Raw genomic sequence first — 18,214 nt, 5'->3', positions numbered from 1 at the left:
GTCGCGTTAACGACGATTTCGATTGCCGGCGAGGCCCGGTTTCATTTGCGCGCCGACGGCGGTAATATTTGGTTAATCTTTTCTGCTCGATGTGAACGGCAAAGTAAGGTGAGCGGCGTCATAAAGCGGAACCATGACCGCTCGGAGAGGTGACGATGGCGAAATCGGGCAAGCCCCAGGACGCGGCTATCGCTGCGCTGTCGGCGGTCGAAGAGGCGTTGAATCTGGGCGTGGAGCCCGCCGCCGAGGCCGTGACGGAAGCGGGTGAGAAAGCCGCGTCGCCGGCCGATGCGGGCGCCAAGCCTGCCGATAAGGCCGAAGGCAAGGGTCAGGCCAAGACGGCCCCGGGCTTCAACTTCAGCCTGCCCTCGTCACGTCGACAAGATGCGCGCGAGAGCGCTCGGGAGAGCGCCCGTCCGGCCGAGGGCTCCGCCTCGCCGCCGGCCCGTGGCGCCGCCGCCAAGCCGCCCGTCGCCCCGGCCGGCGCGCCGGCCAATGACGATCGGCAGACGATCGGCGAGCTGCGCGCGGCGCTGCAGGTGCGTCCCAACACCGCCATTCTCGGCTACACGTTCCTGTCCATCGCCGCCTGGGCGATGCTGTGGACCTTGTTCGTGTATTTCAACCAGGGCGAGATTCTCGATCGCGAGAACGGCTCCTTCCTCGCGCCCAAGCCGGTGCTGACGCTGCTCGCTCTTTTGGCGCCGATCGTTTTCATCTTCGTGACCGGCGTGATGGCGCGGCGCGCCCATGAGATGAAGCAGGTCGCCAATTCCATGGCCGAGGTGGCGATCCGCCTCATCGAGCCGGAGACCATCGCCACCGAGCAGATGGTGACGCTCTCGCAGGCAATCCGCCGCGAAGCCGCGTCCATGGGCGACGGCATAGAGCGCGCGCTGGCGCGGGCCAGCGAGCTCGAGATCATCGTGCGCACCGAGGTCTCCAATCTCGAGCGCTCCTATTCCGAGAACGAGCGCCGCATTCGCGTGCTCATCGACGAGCTGACGCGCGAGCGCGAGGCGATTCTCGTCAACGCCGACAACGCCCGCACGGCGCTGCTCGGCGCGCGCGAGTCGCTGTCGGCGGAGCTGCAAACGAGCTCCTCCCATCTCGCCGAGACGGTGAGCGAGGCCGGCGGCCGCGTGACCGCCGCGCTCGGCTCCAAGGGCGAGGAGATTCGTCTGGCGCTGGAGCGCGTCGGCGACGGCTTCAACTCCACGCTCTCGACGCGCGGGGAAGACATGGTGCAGCGCCTCTCCGTCGCCGGGGAGACGATCGCCGCCAGCCTCAATCTGGCCTCCGAGGAGGTCACCCGCCGCTTCTCCGACGGCATAGCCGAGGCGGACCGCCGTCTGCTGGAGCGCGGCGAAGCGCTCGCGGGCGATTTCGAGTCGCGCGGCGTCTCCGTCGTCGAGCGGCTCGACTCCATCGGCGGCCATCTCGTCCAGGCGGTCGGCGACCGCGGCGACAGTTTCGTCGATCGTCTCGCCGAGACCAGCGGGCGCGTCGACGAGGCGATCGAGACGCATGGCGGCGCCATCGAGCGCTCGCTGCTGATCGCCTCCGAAAATCTCGCCGCCCAGCTCGCCGACAAGGTGGCGGCGACGGAATCGGCCTTCCAGACCGCCGGCGACCGCGTCGCCGAGCTGCTCGAGGAAACGCGCGAGCGCGCCCGCGGCGAGCTCGAGGCGCATGGGACGGGCCTGCACGAGCGTTTCGCGCAGACTCTGGCCGAAAGCGCCGGCGCTTTCACCGAGCAAGCCGACGCTCTGCACGAGCGTTTCGCCGCCGTCGCCGGAGAGGCGATCGCGGCCATCGCTTCGCATGGCGACCGCGTCACCGAGACGCTGGCCGATCGGCTCGGCGCCTTCGAGGAGACGGTGATCGTCCATGGCGGCGAGATCGCGACGCGTTTCGCGGAGCAGAGCGAGCAGATCAGCGCAGTGTTAACGCAGGGTGTCGCGGAATTCGAGCAGAGCGTCGCTCGGCGCAGCGCCGAGGCGACGGCGCATCTCGCCGAAGAAGGCGCGCGTCTCGGTCAAACGGTGGCGGAGGGCCTCGCAGCCTTCGAGGAGCGCGTGACGGGCCACAGCGAAGAGGTCGCGGCGCGTTTGTCGACGCAGGGCGAGGAGATCGGCGCGGCGGTGGCCGCGGGTCTCTCGGCCTTCGAGGAGCGCGTGACCGGCCACAGCGAGGAGGCGACGGCGCGTCTCTCGGCGCAGGGCGAGACGATCGGCGCGACAGTGGCCGCCGGCCTCGCGGTCTTCGAGGAGCGTGTCGCGGGCCGCAGCGAGGAAGTGGCGGCGCGCCTCGTGCTGCATGGCGACGCCATCGGCTCGGCGGTGACGGAAGGTCTGGCGGCCTTCGAGGATCGCGTCCTCGGCCACAGCGAAGAGGTGGCGACGCGTCTCTCGGCGCAGGGCGAGGAGATCGGCGCGGCGGTGGCCGCTGGCCTCGCGGCTTTCGAGGAGCGTGTCGCGGGCCGCAGCGAAGAGGCGGCGACGCGACTTTCGACGCAGGGCGAGACGATCGGTTCCGCCGTGGCCGCGGGTCTCGCAGCCTTCGAGGAGCGCGTCACCGGCCACAGCGAGGAAGTGGCGGCGCGCCTCGTGCTGCATGGCGACGCGATCGGCTCGGCGGTGGCGGAAGGTCTGGCGGCCTTCGAGGATCGCGTCCTCGGCCACAGCGAAGAGGTGGCGACGCGTCTCTCGACGCAGGGCGAGGACATCGGCGCGGCAGTGGCCGCGGGCCTCGCGGCTTTCGAGGAGCGTGTCGCGGGCCGCAGCGAAGAGGCGGCGACGCGACTTTCGACGCAGGGCGAGACGATCGGTTCCGCCGTGGCTGCGGGTCTCGCGGCCTTCGAGGAGCGTGTCACCGGCCACAGCGAGGATGTGGCGGCGCGTCTCGTGCTGCATGGCGATGCGATCGGCTCGGCGGTGGCGGAAGGTCTGGCGGCTTTCGAGGAGCGCGTCATCGGCCACAGCGAGGATGTCGCCATTCGCCTCGTGTCGCATGGCGACACGATCGGCGCCGCCGTCACCGAGGGTCTGGCGGCCTTCGAGGAGCGGGTCGCCGGCCAGAGCGAGGATGTCGCGGCCCGGCTCGCGGCCCATGCGGACGCCATTGGGACGGCGGTCGCCGAAGGTTTCGCCTCTTTCGAGGAGCGCGTCGCCGGACAGGGCGTCGCGGCGGCCGAGCGCCTCATCGAGGAAGGCGCGCGCATCGGCCTGTCGGTTTCGGAGGGCGTCGCGGCTTTCGAGGCGCGCGTCATCGGCCACAGCGAGGTGGTGGCGGATCGTCTCGTCGCCCATGGCGACGCCATCGGCGCGGCGGTTTCGGAAGGCCTCGCGGCCTTCGAGGAGCGGGTGACCGGCCATAGCGCCGAAGTGACGGATCGTCTCGTCGCCCATGCGGATGCGATCGGCTCCACTGTGTCCGAGAGCCTCGCCGCTTTCGAGGAGCGCGTGGTCGGCCAGGGCGAGCAGGCGGCGGAACGCCTCGTCGCTCATGGCGATTCGATCGGCGTCGCCGTGGCCGAGGGCCTCGCCGCCTTCGAGTCGCGCATCGTCGGACATGGCGAGGATGTGGCGCAGCGCCTCGTCGCGCATGGCGACACGATCGGCGGCATCGTCACCGAAGGACTCGCCAAATTCGAGACGCGCGTGCTCGGCCAGAGCGACGAGGCCGCGGCGCGGCTCTCCGCCCATGGCGAAGCGCTGGGCCTCGCCGTGGCGGAAGGCATCGCCGCCTTTGAGGATCGCCTCGCGCAGCAGCACGAGGCGACATTGTCGAGCCTCGAGGAGCAGAGCGAGCGCGCGACAGCGGCCGTCGCCGGCGGGCTCGAGGCCTTCCGCGAGCAGGTCGTCCAGCAGAGCGAGGAGACCGCGTCTCGGTTCCTGCAGCAGGGCGAGCGGGTCGGCGCGGCCATTGCCGAAGGGCTCGCCTCTTTCGAGGAGCGCATCGCCGGCCGCAGCGACGAGACCGTGCTGCGGCTCGTCGAGCGTGGCGACGAGATCGGCGCCTTTCTGTCGCAGGGGCTCGCGGCCTTCGAGGAGACCGTCGTGCGCCATGGCGACGAGGTCGCGACGCGCGTCACCGAGCAGTCGGACCGCATCGCCTCGGTGCTGTCCGAGCGGCTCACCGCTTTCGAGGATCAGGTCGCGCGGCAGAGCGGCGACGTCGTCGCCCGCGTCACCGAGCAGGCCGAATGGGTCGATGGCGTGCTGGTCAATCGGCTGGACGCGCTGGAGGAAGCCACGGCGCAAGTGTCGCGCACGCTGGAGGAGACGCAGAGCCGCGCCGAGACGGCCTTCGCCGTCGGCGGCGCCGAGCTGCGCGCCGGCCTCACCCAGGGCGTCGCCGAAGTCGCGACGACGCTCGCCGAGCAATCGGCGTCGCTGCAGCAGCGTTTCGCCGCCACGGCGAGCGAGGCGGCTCTCGCCATCGCCACCCAGGGCGAACGCATAGAGGAGGCGCTCGCCTTCCGCATCGCCGCTTTCGAGGCGATGGCGATCGACCAGGGCGGCGCGCTGGTGGCCGCGCTCGCCGCGAGCGGCGACGGGCTTTCGCGCGACGTCGGCGAGCAGCTGGCGGCTTTCGACGAGACCTTGCGCACGCATAGCGGCCTGCTCGCCGCGCAGATCGGCGAGCATTCGCAGCAGCTCGCGGCGGAGCTCTCCGACCGTCTGGCGGCGGTCGACTCGGCCATCGTCAACGAGGGCGCCGCATTGGTGGCGGCGATCGCCGCAAACGGCGAGGGTTTTACGCGCGACGTCGGCGAGCAGCTGGCGGCATTCGACGAGGCGCTGCGCAATCGCGGCGGCGAGCTCACGGCGCAGATCGGCGAGCATTCGCAGCAGCTCGCGGCGGAGCTCTCCGATCGTCTGGCGGCGGTCGATTCGACCATCGTCAACGAGGGCGCGGCTCTGGTGGCGGCGCTCGCCGCCAATGGCGAGGGTTTTACGCGCGACGTGGGCGAGCAGCTGGCGGCATTCGACGAGGCGCTGCGCAATCGCGGCGGCGAGCTCACGGCGCAGATCGGCGAGCATTCGCAGCAGCTCGCGGCGGAGCTCTCCGACCGCATGGCGGCGGTCGACTCGACCATCGTCAACGAAGGCGCCGCGCTGGTGGCGGCGCTCGCCGCCAATGGCGAGGGCTTCAGCCGCGACGTCGGCGAGCAGCTCGCGGCTTTCGACGAGGCGCTGCGCAATCGCGGCAATCTGCTCGCCGCGCAGATTGGCGAACATTCCGAGCAGCTCGCCGCGGCGCTCGCCGAGCGGCTTGCGGCGGTCGACACGACGATCATCGATCAGGGCGGCGCGCTGGTCGCGGCGCTGGCGGCGAGCGGCGACGGCGTCGCGCGCGGCGTCGAGGATCAGCTCGCGGCCTTCGACGAAAGGCTGCGCTATCACGGCGGCGAGCTCGCGGCGCAGATCGGCGAACGCTCGCAGCAGCTCGCGGCGGCGCTCGCCGAGGGGCTGTCGGCGGTGGATACGTCGATCGTCGATCGGGGCGGCGCGCTGGTCGCGGCGCTGGCGGCGAGCGGCGACGGCGTCACGCGCGGCGTCGAGGATCAGCTCGCGGCTTTCGACGAGCGGCTGCGCCATCAGGGCGGCCAGATCGCCGCGCAGATCGGCGAACATGCGCAGCAGCTCGCGACGACTTTGGCGGAGCGTCTGGCGGCGGTCGATTCGGCCATCGTCCAGGAGGGTGGCGCGCTGGCCGATCGTCTGGCGGAGCGCGCCGACGAGATCGCGGCGCGCATCGGCGATCAATCGCAGCGCCTGTCGGAGGATGTCGGCGAGCGGCTCGCGGCCATCGACAAGACGATTTCCGGCGACGGCACGGCGCTGGTCGAATTGCTCGGCGCCCGCGCCGAGGAGATCGCCGCGGTCATGTCCTCGAAGATCGAGAGCTTCGAGACCGTGTCCAACGCCCGCACGCGTCAGGCCGCCGACCGCATCGACGCGCTCGTCGGCCGCGTCGATTCCGGGCTCGAATCGGCGGGCAAGGCGTTCCAGGACACGCTCGCCCGCCACGCCGTCGAAGTGGCGCGCGCGATGGGCGAGGGCGGCCGCGAGGTCATTCGCTCGCTCGACGAGAAGGTCAAGGATATCGATGCGGTGCTGCTCGCCCGCTCGACCCAGCTCACCGAGACGCTCTCCTCCAAGGCGGAGGAGATCAACGCCACGCTCGGCGGCCGCGCGGAAGAGATCGCCGGCACGCTGGACGGCCGCATCGGCGTCTTCGAGAACAATGTCGTCGGCCGCCTGGACGCGGTCTCCGGCGAGATCGGCGAACGCAGCCGCGTCGTCGTCGAGACGATCAACGCCCGCATCGAGGAGATCAACGCGACGCTGGCCTCGGCGCGGCGCGATCTCGACACTACGCTGCACGCCCGCACCGGCGATCTCGGCCAGGCGCTCACCGAGCGCGTCGGCGAGATCAGCTCGACGCTCGAGCAGCGGCTCACCCAGATCCACGCCACGCTCGGCGACCGCGGCGGCGAGGTGACGCGTGAGCTCGCCAATGTCGGCGAGCTGGTGGCCCATGCGATCGAGAGCCGCGGCTCGACCATCGTGCAGCATCTCGGCGAGAAGCGCGTCGAGCTGGCGGCGGCGATCGACCAGTCCACTCAGGAACTCAAGCAGGCGCTCACCGACGGCGCCGAAGGCTCCGTGCGGGCGCTGCTCGACGTCAATGAGAAGCTGCGCTCCGAGCTGCCCGAGGTGCTCGATCGGCTCGGCGCGACCAATTCCTCGCTGCAGACGATCATTTCGGCGGCCGGCGGCAATCTCGCCAATCTCGACAGAGAGCTCGGCGGCAAGCTGCGCGAGTTCCAGGGCGCGATCGAGACGGTCGGACAACATATCGCGCAGATCGGCGAAGTGTCGGGCGGCGTGATGCGCGACGCCGGCTCGGTCGTCGGCGCGATGGAGACGCATCAGCAGAGCCTGACGCAGAGCGCCGAGCGGCTGGCGCAGAGCCAGTCCGAGCTGGACGCCGCGCTCGATGCGCGCCGCCGCTCGCTGGAGAGCCTGGTGCTGCTCGTCGAGGACAAGCGCAAGGACTTCGAGGAGACCGTCGCCGCCTTCTCCGGCCTCGTCGAGGAGAATTTCCGCCGCGTCGAGCAGCGCGCTCGCGATGTCGGCGGCTTCATCGCCCAGGCGACGACCGAGACGGCCGAGCTCGTCGACGAGCGTTTCGGCGCCGTGCGCGAGGCCGCGTCGCGGGAGCGCGAGGAGACCGCCGCGGCGCTGCGTTCGGCCTATGAGCAGGCCAATGACGAGCTGGCGGATATTTTCGGCCGGGCGACGGAGAAATTCGCCGCCGCCGCGACCGAGATCCGCGGCATGTCGTTGCAGATCCAGAGCGAGCTCGAGCAGACGCGCGCCGAAGTGCGTCGCGGCGCCACCGAATTGCCGCGCGAGACGGCCGAGCAGGCCGCCGCGCTGCGCCGCGTGGTCGGCGAGCAGGTGAAGGCGCTCAACGAGCTGACCGACATCGTCGCGCGCTCGGGCCGCGCCTATGACATAGCGGAGCCCGCCCCCGCGCCGGCCGCTCCGCCGCGCCGCAGCTTCGAGGCCCCGCCGCCGGCCGCCGCCGCGCCGGCTCCGCCGCCCCCCGCGCCGCCGGTCGCTCCCCCCGCGCCGCGCGCGCCCGAGCCGAGCTGGACGAGCCGCGCCCCGCGGGAGGAGCCGCAACGCGTCGTGCGGCCGATGCAGCCTCCGCCGCCGCCCCCGCCGCCGGCTCCCCCGGGGCGGACGCCGGCCGCCGCCACCGAGGACGGCTGGCTCACCGATCTATTGGCGCGCGCCTCGCGAGACGAAGCGCCCGCCGCGCCCGCGCCGCGCGCCAACACCACGGCCGGCCGAGCCAAGGCGGCCGGCGCGCTGGACAATCTCACGCTCGATATCGCCCGCATGGTCGACCATGGCGCGGTGAGCGAATTCTGGGATCGCTTCCAGCGCGGCGAGAAAGGCAAGTTCAGCCGTCGGCTCTACACGGCCCAGGGCCAGCAGACCTATGAGGAGATCCGCCGTCGCTACCGCGTCGATCCGGACTTCCACGCCACCGTCGATCATTATGTCCAGGAGTTCGAGCGGCTCGTCGCCGAGACCAGCCGCAATGATCGCGAGGGCGCGCTGACGCGCGGCTATCTCGTCTCCGACGCCGGCAAGGTCTACACCATGCTCGGTCACGCGGCGGGCCGTTTCGAATGACGCTCCCCCGCCCTCGGCGCCGAAAAAACCGGCGCCGAGGGCGAGCCATAGCGCCGTGATCGGTATCTCGTAATCCGTAATCCATGTCTGGTTTCGGCTTGGTCGCTCCACGGCCCGCGCCGCCATGGCTTATCTCGTGTCAAATCGACAAAATTTGTCGGCTTCCGTACGCAAATGTGACATTTTCGCCACTCCTGTACCAGAAAACGCGTCGAAATCCCGAATCTGCTCGAGACGTACGCATTTGCTTCCCTGTTCCGCTTGAGTGCCTACGGGCTTTGTCGCAACAATTGCGACGAGGTTGATTCCAGTATCGGGGAGCCTAAGACTATGAAATCCGCTCTGTTTGCCGGCGTCGCCGCGCTCGCGCTCTTCGCGCCCGCCGCCTATGCCGCCGAAGAAAAGAAGCCTGAAGAGAAGCCGCTGATCGCTTGGCCGGAGCCGAATCTCGACGTCCTCGACGCCGGCTTCGACTACGCCTATGGCGCGAAATTCATGTCGGACTACATTGTCCGCGGCATTTCCAACAGCGCCCACCGCCCGGCCGGCAGCGTCTATGAGGAGCTGCGCTACGGCTGGTTCTACACGGGCCTCGCCGCAACCAATGTGACGCTGCCCACGAGCCCGCTCGCCGAGATCGACATCACCGCCGGCATCCGCCCCGTCTGGGGTCCGCTGACGCTGGACTTCGGCGCGATCTACTACGCCTATCCGAGCAACCACCAGCAGTGGTTCATCGGCGGCGCGATCCCGGTCACGACCTTCAAGAACTCTTACACCGCCCTGCCTACCACGGCTTTCGACCCGAGCTATGTCGAGATCTACTTCAAGCCGAGCTGGGCGGTGAACGACTATCTGACGCTCGGCGGCCAGGTCGCCTATGATCCGAACTGGAACAATTATAGCGCCCACGCGCTCTATTCCGAGATCAACGCCAAGGTCGTCCCCTTCGCCAACACCGATTATTCGGGGCTGTCGCTCTCGGGCGCCTTCGGCCATTACTACATCGGCAATTCGAGCCCGGCCTATGGCGGCAGCTATATCGATCCGGACTACGCCTTCCTGGCGACCGGCATTCTGGGCACCAAGGGCTTCAAATTCGCCAGCTACAACACTTGGAACGTCGGCGCGTCCTATAATTGGAACGTGGTGACGCTCGACCTGCGCTACTACGACTCCAATCTGACCCGCGCGGGCTGCTTCCTCAACACCTCCGACCCGGCGGGCAATTTCGTGGCCTCGGTGAACACCATCACCGGCCAGAGCTCGTCGAGCTGGTGCGGCGCGCGCTTCGTCGCCTCGCTGTCCATCGACTTCAGCTCGGCGACCTTCAAGTAAGGCCGTCGAACTCTTTCGACTTCATCCTTCGAGAAACGGACCCGTGGCCACGCGGGTCCGTTTTTTGTCCGTCATTGCGTGAGGATTTCGACGTCGCGATCCTGGGTCGAGGTCACTTTGAACGTCGTCTGGAAGGTCTTGCCTTCGCGGCGGGCGATGGCGACATATTCGCCCTCGGCCAGCACCAGCGACGGAAAGGCGCCGATCAATTCGCGGATCACGTCGCCGCCCGGGGTCAGCACGGAGAAGGAGGTGTTGGCCAGCGCCTCGCCGCCCGGCGCCTTGACCAGCTTCAGCGTCATCGTCGCGGCGCGGTGCCGCAGAGTGGCCTCGATGATTTTGCCGGCCGGCACGCGCAGATCGGCGGTGACGACGGAATTGGTCGTGTTGTTGTCGCCCTGCGATCCCTGGCTCGCGTCGAGCAGCGTCGAGACGACGTGATAGGCGCCCTCGGGCAGGCAGACGATCTCGCCCGATCTGGCGTTGGCGAGCACCAGCTTCGCCTCGGAATTTCCCCGCTCCGGCACATAGATGGAGATCGCCAGACGCTGCGCCGGAAGCTGCGCGTCGCCGAGCGTGTCGACGAGCTTCAGCCCGCCGGCGTTCAGCACCAGCTTCTCGCTGACATTGAGCCCGTCGATGACGACGCGCCGCGTCGCCCCGGCGAGGCCGAAGGCGGCGTGGACGATATAGACGCCATCCGGCAATGGCCGGGAGAAGCTCGCCTCGCGCGATTCCGCGACCAGCTTGCGGGCGCCGTCCGGCTGCGCGGCGTCCTCGAAAATCCGCCAGACGAGGCCGCTGCGGATCGCGCCCGCATCATTTGGCGTCAGCACTGCGGAGAGGCGCAACGTGGAGCCGGCGACCGGCTTTTCCTCTTCCACGGGGGCGGCGGCGGGCTTGGCCGCGCGGCTCTTCTGCTGGGCGGGCGGGGCGGTCTGCGCCGCGGCGCAGCCGGCTCCGGCGACGAGGATCGCAAAGGTGACGAGGATTTGTGACTTCATGCGCCGCATCAGAGGGGCGGGCGCGAACGCCCGAATTTCGAGGATCTGGAGTCTTTCCCTGTTTCATGGAAACAGGGAAAGACTCCAGACTTTTGTTTTGACGCGTTTCCGACGCCGAACCGGCGTCTGCTTCGGCTGGAAACGCTCTATTCTCACGTCCGCCGTCCGCCCTGTCACTCCTCCCGATGGTCGAGCAGAGTGGAGGCGGCGGAGGCGAGATTGGCGAGGGAAAACGGCCGAAATAGGAATTCGACCCGGTGGCGCCCCTTCGTCGTCGGCACGCCGCGGAACAGAATATTGGCTTTGACGATCGGCGCCGGCGCGCCGTCCACGAGCGCTTCCCAGCCCGGATAATAGAGATCGTGGAGCACGAGCAGCCCGTCCCGATCCGATTCGACATCGACGAGAATGCGCTCGCTCTCATAGGAGACGATCGTCGCTCTGGCCTCCGCTCCGCCGGCTCGCGCGGGATCGGCCAAAGCGGGATCGGCAAGTGCGGGATCAGCAAGCGCGGGATCGAGCCGCGGCAAATCCGCCTGATCGACGAGCGCCGCGCGCGTCCCGTCGAAATCGGGAATGTCGTCCTCGGCGATGGCGGCGTCGGAATCGACGCCGGCGATCTGCGTGGCGAAATAGGCGCGCGGCGCGGCGCGGCCGAGCTTGTAGACATAGATCTGGTCGGAGACGAAGATCGGCAGAGCATTGGGGCGCGGCATATGCCGCGGCATGCGCGCCAGCGGGCGGCCGAGCACGAGATAATCGAGGCCGAGCAAGCGCGCGAGCTTGCATCTATAGCCGCGGAACGTGCCGGGATAATGCCGCAGATTGGGATCGACGGCATTGTCGCCCGGCCCCACGGCCCGCTCATAATCGGCGATGCGCAGGGGATTGTAGCCGAGCGTGTCCTCGAGGCCGAGAATCATGGAGGCGTTCTGCCAGCCGCCCGGCAGGCCGAGAATTTCGACGCGCGGGCGTTCGCCCTTGGCGGCGCGCTCGGAAATGTCCTTGCGCAGGGCCGCTATGGCGCCGCGTTCCTGAGGCGAGGCCTCGTCGAGGATGGAATAGCGCGTCGCCGGCTCGGCGTTCAGCGGATCGGCGGCGTTGCGCCACAAGAGCTCGCCGGCCGTCGCGGCGACGAGGAGGATGGCGACGATCCCGCGCTTGTCGAATCTATCGCCGATGGCGAGCGTCGCCGCCACCGCGCCCGCCGTCGCCAGCGCCGCCGCCACGGCGACCAGCGCCTCCTTGCCATGGCCATTGGCGAAGGAGAAGCCGAGCCCGCCGATGATGAGCGCGAGCGTGACGCCCACCGCCGCGGCGGAAAGGCCATGGGCGAGCGCGCGCGGCATTTTCTGAAAGGGCCGCGGCGCGCCGTGAGCGACATAGCGATGCAGAAGATAGGCGGCGCTGAGCGCGAAGCCGGCGTTGAGCACGAAGGCGGCGTCGGCCGGCCGGCGATAGAGCGACACGCCGGGGAAGAAATCGTAGATCGGCGCGAACAGCGGCGTCCAGCGGCCGAGCGTGTAGATCAGCGCGGCGGCGAGCATGTAATGGACGAAGCGCATCTCCTTGGCGAAGATGCGCCCGCCCGCGAGCCCGTGCCAGAAGCCCAGAACGACGGGCGCGGCGCCGATGAAGAGATAGTCTATGGCGCGATCGGTCCAGTCCGGCGCGACCATGGTGTCATAGCCAGGGCCCCAATAATCATAGCTCTTGTCGAGCGAGCCGAATATGTCCGGCGCGAGCAGAGTGGCGAGATTGACCGGCGCGAGCGAGCCGGCCGCCGCGACCCCGAAGGCGATGCCCGGCCGGTTGGAGGTCGCCAGAAATTGCAGGGTGAGCAGCACCGGCGCGGCGAGAATCGCCCCGCCCGTCGCCGCGGCGGCCAGCAGAGCCGGCGAGCGGCCGAGCAGATAGTCGAGCGGCCGGCGCGAGACGGCGGCGGCGTAGAGCACGCGGGCGATGAGCACGAGGCAGAAGAGATAGGCGACCTGATCGCGTCCCAGCGCCATCAGGCTGGCGAGAATTCCGAAGCCGACGCCATAGAGAAGGCGCGGGCGCTCCAGCATGATTTCCAGCGTCAGCAGCGCGAGCGGGAAGAAGCTGTAGGAGATGATCATCCCCGTATGCTGAAGGCGCGAGGCGGCGACCCCGCCCAGCATGAAGATCAGCCCGGCGAGCACGGAGGCCGATGGGATGAAGCCGCGCCGCGCGCAGAGCCCCAATACGCCCGCGCCGCCCATCAGCAGATGCGCGAGCACGAAGAGATCGAATTGCTGCATCGTCGCCGCGGGCCGCAGCAGCGCGAAGAGAAAGAATGTGGGCGTGAAGATCAGCGATTGCGGATCGGCGACGGAGGGGTGGCCGGCGAAATGATAGGGATTCCAGAGCGGCACCTCGCCCCGGCCCAGCGCCTCGCCGAGGAAGCGGAACATGGGATAGAAATGGTTCTTCGAGTCCCAGGGCACCACCGCGCCGCTGGCGATCCAGAGGCCCGCCGCGAGCGCCATGAAAAGGGAGATGGCGCCGAAGGCGGCCAGCGCGTCGCGGCGCGTCCAGACATGGGCGTGGGCGCCGTCGGGTCCGGCGAGCGCCCGTCGCGTCTCGACGAGCGCGAGCGGGGTTTCCTCGGCGGCCAATGCGCCGAGCGGGCGGTCGCTGATGGACATGTTCGAACCTGTCTCGACTGTCGCGAGCCGCCCTTCGGCGCGCGCCCGCTGGCGGCGCCGCGCGACGGCCGCTCGCCATATGCGCGGGACGCCTAAATTGATTTCGTCTTCATGAACTCATGATGAACGTTTGGGCGCCGCCTGTTTATAGCGCAGGCCGCGCCGCGGCGAAAGTCTGGTTTATCGGTGGGATTTGTGCGCCATCCAGGGCCAGCTTGGCCGCAAAGCCGTCGCGCCTTGCGGCCCGACATTCCGCGAGAAAGCCGGGTGCGTCGGCGAGATCGGCGAAAGGCAGGTCTATGGCCGCGACGCCCGCCGCGGCGGCGCCCAGCAGCAGGCCCGCGCGCGCCATAGCGAAGGGCGATGCGGGGCTCGTCGATGCGAGGCTCTCCGGCTCCGCCCCCAGCGCCCGGCGCAGCGGCTCGACATCGAAGGCGAGCGCCTCGAGGCGCGCGGAGGCGCCGCCATAGTCGCCGAGCGCGAAAATCGCGGCCGGAGTCTGCGTCGCCAGAGCGATGATGCGCGTGGCGCCGTCCGGGCGGCCGCATTCGGCCTCCTGCACGGCGAGCTTGGCGGCGAGATGCTGCACGCTCGCCCCGCCGCAGGCCTTGGGCAGAAAGACGCCATCCGCGCCCGCCGCGACGACGGCCGCGAGATCGGCGTCGATCGCCGCGCTGGCGAGCGGCGCGACGCGCGCATAGAGGCGCAGTCCCGGCGGGCGCGGCAGCCGCAGCAGCGCGGCGGATGGGTCGCCGAGATCGAGGACGAGCGCGTCGGCGCCGCTCGCGAGAGCGGCGGCGAAGGCCGCCTCGCCTGGCGCGAGGAGAAGAAACGACCGCATCTTCGACACATCCGCCATTCGCCGCCGTGATCTTAAGCGGGCATTTACCATAAATCGCGATTCTGCCCAGGATCGCGTCAAGTCCGGTCGAGCACTTAGAGCGCTTCCAGCCGAAGTGGACGCCGGTTCGGCGTTGGAAACGCGTAAAAAACAAAAGCACAGAGTCTTTTCATGGAAACATGAAAAGACTCCAGGGCGGAGCCCAGAGCGCCGATGATCGTGAGAAATTTTCTGCAATGGGCGCAAACCGCGCCGACGGCCCTCAGAGTGGAAGGCGCTGGCGCTCTGGCGCGCGCCTATCTGGTGAGCGATCTCGACGCGGCGATGAAGCGCGAGGCGGAGACGGCGCTCGCGGTTCTGCTCGACGATCCCTCGCCGCTGGTGCGCCGCGCGATGGCCAAGGTCTTCGCCGGCGCGCCCAATGCGCCGCATTGCATCGTCTCGGCGCTGGCCAATGATCAATCGGACATAGCGGCGATGGTGCTGTCGCGCTCGCCGCTGCTCAGCGAGAGCGAGCTGATCGATTGCGCGGCGGTCGGCGACGTCTTCTCGCAGAGCGCCATAGCGCTGCGCGCCCATGTGCCGACCGGCCTCGCCTCGGCGATCGCCGAGATCGGCGCCTGCGAGGCGTTGATCTCGCTCGCCGTCAATCCGGGCGCCGAGCTGCCGGCCTTCGCCATGCGCCGCATGATCGAGCGCTTCGGCGACGATGCGCAATTGCGCGAGGCGCTGCTCGCCCGGCCTTTCCTGCCGGCGGCGGTGCGCGTCGATCTCGTCGAGGCGACGGCGGAATGCCTCGCCTCCTTCGTGCTGGATCGCGATTGGCTGTCGCCCGAGCGCACCCGCCGCATCATGCAGGAGGCGCGCGACAAGGCCAATATCGTCATCGCCGCCTCGGCCGACGATTCCGAGGGCCGCCGAGGCGTGCGCATGTTGGTCGGCCATTTGCGCCGCAAGGCGCGGCTGACGCCGAGCCTCGCGCTGCGGGCGCTGCTCTCCGGCAATCGCGCACTGTTCGAGGCGACGCTGGCCGAATTGTCGGGCCTCGACGAGGACAAGGTCGCGGGGCTCACGCGCGATTTCGACGGCGCGGGTTTTGCGGCGCTCTATGCGCGGGCGGGGATGCCGGCAAATCTTCTGCCGGCCTATCGCGCCGCGCTGGAGGCGCAGCGGGCCTTTGGTTATGCGGGAGCGCCGTCCGGCGCGCGTCTGTCGCTCGCCATGGTGCAGCGCGTGCTGACCTCCTGCGACGGGATCAATGGCGGCGAGCTCGATCGGCTGATGGCGCTGCTGCGCCGCTTCGAGGCCGAGGCGCTGCGCGAGGACGCGCGCGAGGCGGCCGCGGCGCTCACCAGCGAGCCGCTCGTCGATATGGCGGCGCTGGAAGCGCAACTGCTCGTGGCGGCGTGAGGGGGCGGCCCTCTACGATGCGAGCCTTAGAGGCTCGCTCCATGTCCACAGGCTCAGTCCACAGGCTCTCAATAGCCGAATTGCTCGCGCAATATGCGTTCTTCGAGCGAATGTCCGGCGTCGTGCAGCAGCATGAGATCGGTCCCGTGATCCATCTCGATATCGACCTGTAGCGCGTCGCGGAATTCATCGTGATCGGCGACGACGGAGACGGGGCGCTTCTCCGCCTCCAGCACTTCCAGCCGCACTTTGGCGACGTCCGGCAGCAGCGCGCCGCGCCAGCGCCGTGGGCGGAAGGCGGAGATGGGCGTCAGCGCCATCAGCGGCGCGTCGAGCGGCAGAATAGGGCCGTTGGCCGAGAGATTATAGGCGGTGGAGCCGGCCGGCGTCGCCACCAGCACGCCATCGGTGATGAGCTCTGGCAGGCGCTCCTTGCCATTCACCAATATGCGCAGCTTGGCGATCTGCGAGCTCTGACGCAGCAGCGAGACTTCATTGATCGCATGGGCGGCGAATTCGTCGCCATGCGTGTTGACGGCGCGCATCAGCAGCGGATGGATGATCGAGGGCTTGGATTCGGCGATGCGCTTGCGCAGCCCGCTCTCGCGATATTCATTCATCAGAAAGCCGACGGAGCCGCGGTTCATTCCGTAGATCGGCTTGCCGGCGCCCATGAAGCGATGCAGCGTGCGCAGCATCAGCCCGTCGCCGCCGAGCGCGACGATGCAATCGGCCTCCTCGGGCGGAACCTCGCCATATTTGGCGACGAGCCGCGTCCGCGCCTCATCGGCCTCCGGCGTGCCGGAGGACAGAAAGGCGAGTCTCTTGAGATGATTCGGCGTTTCGCCGGACGCGGACATGGATCGACCTGGCTCGGCGGGGCCGCGCTCGCGGCGGCGGGGGCCGAACTCCATACACCCGGCGAAGTCGGAAGGAAACGGGCGCGGGCCTCATGGTTTTCCGCTCCTCCCTGCGACGCTCCTCCCGGCGACGTATGGCCGGGAGGAGCGGCGTTTCGTCACATGATCTGGCGCAGCAGGAAGTAGAGCGACGCCGACAGCGTGATGGCGGCGGGAAGCGTGAGCACCCAGGCCATCAGCAGCTTCTGGATCGTCGCCATTTGCACGCCGGCGCCGTTCGCCGCCATCGTGCCGGCGACGCCCGAGGAGAGCACATGCGTGGTCGAGACCGGCAGGCCGTACATGTCGGCGGCGGCGATCGTGCCCATGGCGACGAGCTCCGCGGAGGCGCCCTGGCCATAGGTGAGATGCTGCTTGCCAATCTTCTCGCCGACGGTGACGACGATGCGCTTCCAGCCGATCATGGTGCCGAGGCCGAGCGCGATGGCGACGGCGATCTTCACCCATAGCGGGATGAATTTCGTCGCCTGATCGATCTGCTCCTTATAGTCCTTCAGCACTTTCTTGTCGGAGTCGGTCAGTTCCGCCGCCTTGTCCTTGGCGAGGAAGCGCAGCGCCTCCGACACGAGATAAATGTCGTTACGCGTGTTGCCCACCGCGGCGAAGGGGATTTTCGCGATCGAGCCATAACCCTCGATCTGCTGGGAGATGTCGCGGATCAGCACGGCGAGCGAGGGATAGGTGCCCTCGTTGATCTGATGCTGGGCGACATAATTGGTCACCGCCGGGCGCGGATCGCCGAGGACATTATAGCCCGCGGCCTTGGTTTCGACGACCTTCGAGGCCGCATGGGAAGCGGTCGAGAAGCTCGCCAGATGGCTCGCCGGCAGCGCGCGGTTCAGCGCATAAGAGGTGGGCACCGTGCCGATGAGGATCAGCATGATGAGGCCCATGCCCTTCTGGCCATCGTTGGAGCCGTGCGCGAAGGAGACGCCGGTGCAGGTCAGCACCAGCAGGCTGCGAATCCACCACGGGGGAGCCGCCTGGCCCTTGGGCTCGCTATAGAGCTCGGGCTTGCGCACGAGGAATTTCAGCGCCAGCAGCAGCAGCGCCGCGGAGACGAAGCCGACGACCGGCGACGCCAGCAGCGCATAGCCGATGTCGGTGGCCTTGCCCCAATCGACGCCGGAGGTTCCATCACGACCGCGCATGAGGGCGTTGGCGATGCCGACGCCGATGATCGAGCCGATCAGCGTGTGCGAGGAGGAGGCCGGCAGGCCGAGCCACCAGGTGCCGAGGTTCCACATGATCGCCGCGATGAGCAGAGCGAACACCATGGCGAAACCGGCTTGCGAGCCGACCTGCAGAATGAGCTCCACGGGCAGCAGCGAGACGATGCCGAAGGCGACCGCGCCAGTCGAGAACAGCACGCCGAGGAAATTGAAGAAGCCCGACCACACGACGGCGATCGGCGCCGGCATGGAGTGGGTGTAGATCACCGTCGCCACGGCGTTGGCCGTGTCGTGGAAGCCGTTCACGAATTCGAAGCCGAGCGCGATGAGCAGCGCGACGCCGAGCAGGATGAAGGGGAGATAATTGGTGACCGGCGCGCCGGACTCCTGAATATCCTTGTAGATGCTCCAGGCCGTGAAGGCGAGACCGAGCGCGACGATCGCGAGGAAGACGAGAATCGCGCGTATGTCGAGTGGGTGATCGAGCTTGGGCTTCGGACTATGCGCGTCGGCGCCCGACGGCAGTTCGACGCTCGAGGCAACGGATGTCATTCGTTTCTCCCGCAACTGAAAGGCGAGAATATTCAACAATTGGAGGCGACAGCCGTGTGACGCCCACGCTTGTCGCCGGCCCTGAG

General features: G+C 68.7%; 8 protein-coding genes. 3 read left to right on the top strand and 5 right to left on the bottom strand.

Features of this window, described 5'->3' with window-relative positions; genetic code table 11:
* The first annotated feature begins 155 nt into the window (after window positions 1-155).
* Together AC6IY7_RS07155 and AC6IY7_RS07150 are read left to right on the top strand one after the other, a co-directional pair.
* Entirely contained in the window at window positions 156-8,222 is an 8,067-nt protein-coding gene (locus AC6IY7_RS07155; RefSeq protein ID WP_497782372.1) for an apolipoprotein A-IV repeat region-like domain-containing protein, read from the top strand.
* 330 nt (window positions 8,223-8,552) lie between these two features.
* Entirely contained in the window at window positions 8,553-9,560 is a 1,008-nt protein-coding gene (locus tag AC6IY7_RS07150; protein ID WP_497782371.1) for a TorF family putative porin, read from the top strand.
* Between the two features lie 71 nt (window positions 9,561-9,631).
* On the opposite strand, the gene AC6IY7_RS07145 is transcribed toward AC6IY7_RS07150, so the two are convergent.
* From AC6IY7_RS07145 to AC6IY7_RS07135, 3 genes are all read right to left on the bottom strand, one after another.
* Window positions 9,632-10,564, bottom strand: coding sequence for an RgsD C-terminal domain-containing protein (locus AC6IY7_RS07145; RefSeq protein WP_497782370.1), 933 nt, complete (start codon window positions 10,562-10,564; stop codon window positions 9,632-9,634).
* Window positions 10,565-10,737: 173 nt separating this feature from the next.
* Window positions 10,738-13,233 carry a YfhO family protein gene (locus AC6IY7_RS07140; RefSeq protein ID WP_497782369.1) on the bottom strand — a complete coding sequence of 832 codons (2,496 nt, stop codon included), beginning with the start codon at window positions 13,231-13,233 and terminating at the stop codon, window positions 10,738-10,740.
* A gap of 145 nt (window positions 13,234-13,378) precedes the next feature.
* The gene (locus AC6IY7_RS07135) at window positions 13,379-14,074 is read right to left on the bottom strand and encodes an aldolase/citrate lyase family protein (RefSeq protein ID WP_497782368.1); all 696 of its coding nucleotides are present in this window, start codon (window positions 14,072-14,074) and stop codon (window positions 13,379-13,381) included.
* A 213-nt stretch (window positions 14,075-14,287) separates the two neighbouring features.
* Between AC6IY7_RS07135 and AC6IY7_RS07130 the strand changes: the two genes are divergently transcribed.
* Window positions 14,288-15,484: a DUF2336 domain-containing protein gene (locus AC6IY7_RS07130; protein WP_497782367.1), complete on the top strand. Its 1,197-nt coding sequence runs from the start codon at window positions 14,288-14,290 to the stop codon at window positions 15,482-15,484.
* Window positions 15,485-15,552: 68 nt separating this feature from the next.
* Here the strand turns inward: AC6IY7_RS07130 and AC6IY7_RS07125 are convergent, their stop codons facing one another.
* Window positions 15,553-16,344: an NAD kinase gene (locus tag AC6IY7_RS07125; RefSeq protein WP_497782366.1), complete on the bottom strand. Its 792-nt coding sequence runs from the start codon at window positions 16,342-16,344 to the stop codon at window positions 15,553-15,555.
* Between the two features lie 158 nt (window positions 16,345-16,502).
* The gene (locus tag AC6IY7_RS07120; RefSeq protein ID WP_497782365.1) at window positions 16,503-18,128 is read right to left on the bottom strand and encodes an inorganic phosphate transporter; all 1,626 of its coding nucleotides are present in this window, start codon (window positions 18,126-18,128) and stop codon (window positions 16,503-16,505) included.
* Window positions 18,129-18,214: the final 86 nt, after the last annotated feature.

It is taken from the genome of Methylosinus sp. is20ea, from assembly GCF_059718135.1.
Note: the sequence above shows the minus strand (reverse complement) of the source record. Positions and strands in the feature narration are given on the sequence as shown.

What these genes read in the sequence shown, in the direction of transcription:
- AC6IY7_RS07155 (WP_497782372.1), top strand. Translation starts at nt 156, where the DNA reads ATGGCGAAATCGGGCAAGCCCCAGGACGCGGCTATCGCTGCGCTGTCG.
- AC6IY7_RS07150 (WP_497782371.1), top strand. Translation starts at nt 8,553, where the DNA reads ATGAAATCCGCTCTGTTTGCCGGCGTCGCCGCGCTCGCGCTCTTCGCG.
- AC6IY7_RS07145 (WP_497782370.1), bottom strand. Translation starts at nt 10,564, where the DNA reads ATGAAGTCACAAATCCTCGTCACCTTTGCGATCCTCGTCGCCGGAGCC.
- AC6IY7_RS07140 (WP_497782369.1), bottom strand. Translation starts at nt 13,233, where the DNA reads ATGTCCATCAGCGACCGCCCGCTCGGCGCATTGGCCGCCGAGGAAACC.
- AC6IY7_RS07135 (WP_497782368.1), bottom strand. Translation starts at nt 14,074, where the DNA reads ATGCGGTCGTTTCTTCTCCTCGCGCCAGGCGAGGCGGCCTTCGCCGCC.
- AC6IY7_RS07130 (WP_497782367.1), top strand. Translation starts at nt 14,288, where the DNA reads ATGATCGTGAGAAATTTTCTGCAATGGGCGCAAACCGCGCCGACGGCC.
- AC6IY7_RS07125 (WP_497782366.1), bottom strand. Translation starts at nt 16,344, where the DNA reads ATGTCCGCGTCCGGCGAAACGCCGAATCATCTCAAGAGACTCGCCTTT.
- AC6IY7_RS07120 (WP_497782365.1), bottom strand. Translation starts at nt 18,128, where the DNA reads ATGACATCCGTTGCCTCGAGCGTCGAACTGCCGTCGGGCGCCGACGCG.